Annotated in this window: 3 protein-coding genes and 1 pseudogene (1 of these 4 cut by a window edge); all 4 read right to left on the bottom strand. The window is 65.0% G+C overall.

What is annotated here, in order from left to right:
- Positions 1 to 1245: the 5' portion of a phage portal protein gene (locus tag BGN95_RS23980; RefSeq protein WP_502688347.1), read on the bottom strand. Its footprint begins 258 nt before the window's first position; the window shows 1245 of its 1503 coding nt (coding positions 1-1245); the start codon lies at positions 1243 to 1245; its stop codon lies beyond the left edge, outside the window.
- A complete protein-coding gene (locus BGN95_RS23985) occupies positions 1245 to 1454 on the bottom strand; it encodes a phage head-tail joining protein (RefSeq protein WP_286774260.1) in 210 nt (69 codons plus the stop codon). Before BGN95_RS23985 ends, BGN95_RS23980 begins: the two co-directional genes overlap by 1 nt.
- Positions 1454 to 3427 carry a phage terminase large subunit family protein gene (locus tag BGN95_RS23990; RefSeq protein WP_286774261.1) on the bottom strand — a complete coding sequence of 658 codons (1974 nt, stop codon included), beginning with the start codon at positions 3425 to 3427 and terminating at the stop codon, positions 1454 to 1456. The genes BGN95_RS23985 and BGN95_RS23990 overlap by 1 nt, the downstream gene beginning before the upstream one ends.
- Before the next feature lie 7 nt (positions 3428 to 3434).
- A pseudogene (locus BGN95_RS23995) lies at positions 3435 to 3674 on the bottom strand (terminase); the annotation flags it as partial.

The raw sequence follows: 3674 nt of genomic DNA on the forward strand, positions 1-3674 counted from the left end.
GGTCCACTCCATCGTGCAGCCGTCGGTATTCTGCCCGAGGAGGCGAGCCGCGCGGAAAAACCATTCGCCGACGGGGACGCAGAACTGCGGAATGAGCATGTTCCACGTCCAGCTGTCGAGCTGGCGGTGATACTGGATGCGGCCGATCCGCCCGGACGAGAAATTGACGCCTTCGAGGTCGCCGAAGATGTCATAAGGCAGGTTCATGCCCGTCGCGAAGGTGCGGACCGAGATCTTGGTGAAATCGGCATAGCCCTCGACGCCGGGCGGGTTTGCGAACTTCACATCGGCGCCGATGGGAAGATCCTCGATCATGCCCGGTTCGATGAAATCGGTGCGATCGGTGCCGTCAGTGGCGTCGGCCGCCGCATCCTCGCCCTCAGCGCCGATCCTGAACACCGCCCACGAGCCGGCGATCTTCTGCCGGAGCAGCTGCCCGTCCTGATATTCGGCGAACTCGCGCATCGCCATGATCACGGGCGCGAACCAGCTCGCCCCGTGCTGCTGTCCCGGTCGATCCTGCCGGAAGACATGGGTGATATCGGCCGCCGGGACCGGCTTCGCAATCATCCCCTGCGCCGCGATCGCTCCCGGGTGATTCGGGAAGAGCCAGTAATATTGCCGGTTTCCGATCGCGTCGAACTGGATGCCCGACACGTACATGCCCTTCTCGAGCAGGCCGTTGCGATTGGTATCCAGATAATCGGGCTCGAGCATCTGGACTTGGAACGGGACCGGCAGGCCGTCCTTTGCAAAGCGCGGGCGATACCGCGCGAGCACGGCGCCGCTCTCAACGATCGTTCGGGCAGCCTGCAATTGGAGGCCGTACAAATTTTGCCGTCCGTCGGCATCGCATGCGGCCGTCTCGAAGTGCAGCTTGGCAAGTGCGGTGAGCGCTTCGTCGGGCTCACCATTGCGCATCACCTGAAAGGTGATGCCGGTGCCGACGAGGTCAGTCGCGATCGCGGAAACGGCGCGCTCGGCGTACGGATTGTTGCGCACCATGTCGCGCGCGGTGACCGCGAGCACCGATGCGGAGCCGAGCAATTCGTAGTTCGCGTCTTTGCTGGATCGGCGCCAGCCTTGCGAGCGCCGGCTAAAGGTCGCGCCGTCATACTGATTGCGCACGCTGCGCAACGCCGCGCGGCGCAGCTCTGCACGTTCGACCCGCACCAGCGCCTCGGCGCGTGCCGCCGCGCGGCGCGGCGCTACCGCGGCGAGCATCCGCCCCCACAGGCCAGCCATTAGCAGCCGTTCCTATATGGAGCGGTGCGCCGGCGGGGCCGACTGTCCGCCTGATTGGACGTAACCTGCCCCGCAATCAGCGCGCGCGCGCGCATCATCTCGTCCAGCGTCTGGAATCGGACGAGCCGCCCATCCGAATAGCGGGTTTCGAGGATGCCGCTCGCGATGTTGCGCGAGATGTTATCGAGGTCGGCTTGGGTGAATGCCATCAACGCCTCCCTCTCAGGTGATTGCCGACCGGGCGCCCGGTCAGCGGGTTGATCTTCGGTCGCTTGTTCGCGGCGGGCTGGCCCGGCGCCTTGGCGGGCGGCGGAGGCGCTGCGGTCGGTCGCGAAACGTCGATGCGGGTCGCCGGCTTTCGCGTGGCTGGCGATCGATCACCGGAAAGTTGCTGCCATTTGGCATCCGACCACCGGTCGGCGCCGAGAGAAATCGCAACGGCGCGCGCATAGACGGCATTGTCGAGCGCTTCATTGCGCTCCCTGATCTTATGCCACTCGCGGCGCACGCCGCCGGATCGGAGACGGATGAAGCGCAGTTCCTCGGCAACAAGCTGCTTCACCAGCTCGTCAGTCATTCCATCGGGCAAATAGACATAGCCGTCCGGGTACTCCTCGCCGTCGACCGGCTTTTCCATGCCGAGCTGCCCGAACAACTCCATTTTGAGCATCGATGTGCCGACGTTCCACAGCCTGACGCCCCGGCGGATCTTGCGGCCGCCGACGGTGACATCTTGCCAGGACGGAGAGCCGATCGCCTGCTGCGCCGCCAAGCTCTCCCGGCCTTTCACCGCCATCGCGAAGCCCGGGTGGCGGCGCGCCCAGCGGTAAACCTCCATCGTATTCTCGCCGTCGCCGGTATCGATTGCGACGCGCGCCAGGCGCATCGAGCGCCCGTCCACCGTTTCCCACTCGCGCGAAACCTCCGCGTCGAACTGCGTCCACGTCGCGTCTTCGGCGATCCGGCCGAACACCTCGATGCGCTCGACGAACGCACGCTTGCGGCCGGGGCCGAAGGCCCAAATGTCGAGATCGATGCGGCCGCCGCCGCCGCGCTGCACGTCAGCCGCTCCGATGAGAAGGCCGGCCCAATCTGGCGGGGTTCCGAGAGACATGCCCTTCTCCCGCCGATCATACAGGCGCTGCCACTCGGGGGCCTCGCCCTTCTCCTCCCATGTCTCGCCGAGCACCTGGTTGACGAAGGTGCGAAGCGCATTCGGATCCTTGCGGACATCGAGAAATTCGCGGGCGAGGCTAAGCCACGCAGCGCCGGGGAACTGGCTATATGCCGACCAGATATGGAAGGAGCGGTGATGTGGAAAGGCGCCGGGATTATGCGCGCGCCACTCGCCCTGTTCGTCCATCCAAGCCTTATAGGACTCGTCGATATCGCAGCCGTTTTCGCAGCGATACCAGGCCCGGGTCGGTTCGTGCCGCGGCTCCCATCGGATGCCGGCGCCGGTGCCGTCGCCAAAGACGAGGCGCTGCATCAACCCGCATTCGGGACACGGTACATAACGATGCTCCTGACTGCCTTGCAGGAACAGCGTTTCGATCCGGCTCATGCCCTTGACCTTCGGCGTCGAGCCGGCCGCGCTGAACGGCCGCGCCGAGGTCAGGTTGCGCTTGAACGCCAGGCGGGCGGGGTCGCCCTCCTCCCGCGATGACCACGGGTATCCGTCGCACTCCTCCAAGAACACGTCATCAGCGGTGACGCGCCGAAATTCCTTCGGGCTGTTGGCGCCCTTGATCTGGATCCAGCCGCCCTTGTAGCGCTTGGCCCGGATCTGGTTATCGCGATGCCGCGGCTTGAACTCCGCGACCGTGCGAACGATCGGCCATTGCAACACCGGGTCGAGATCGTCGCGGCTGAACTTCTCCGCGTCATCAATCGTCGGCTGGTAGATCAGCGAGCGAGCCGGATCGTACTTGATCCGATAGCCCATGAAGCATTGCAGGATGGTCGAATAGCCGATGCGGCTCGACTTCATCACCGACACCTGGGCGGTGATCGGATCGGTGAACGCGTCGGCCATTTCGCCCTGAAACGGCATCGGCCGGATGCGAGCACCTGTTTCATCGCGAGCGTGCTCGGTCATGAAGGCCGAAAGCTTCGGCTTGATCCGCGGCTTGAATGCCGCCAGCCACTCCCGAACCGCCGCCGCGATCGGCGCGCCGTTCACGCGCAAGCTACTCGCCGTCGGGGGCTTCTTCCTCCTCATCTATGCCCCCGCCCATTGCCTCCTCGACTTGGGTGATGCTCAGTCCTTCGAGGGCATCGTTGATTGCGGTCTCGATCCGCTGCCGAAGTTTCAGGTCACCCTTCGCGACCAACGCGGGAACCTGCTGGAGCCGCGAAACAGCCAGGGTGATCACGCCGACAACGGCAGTCGTCATGTCGGGCAGCGAGGCCAGTTCCTTGCGCCGCTC

This window comes from Sphingomonas sp. 66-10 (assembly GCF_001897045.1).
Taxonomy (GTDB): domain Bacteria; phylum Pseudomonadota; class Alphaproteobacteria; order Sphingomonadales; family Sphingomonadaceae; genus Sphingomonas; species Sphingomonas lycopersici.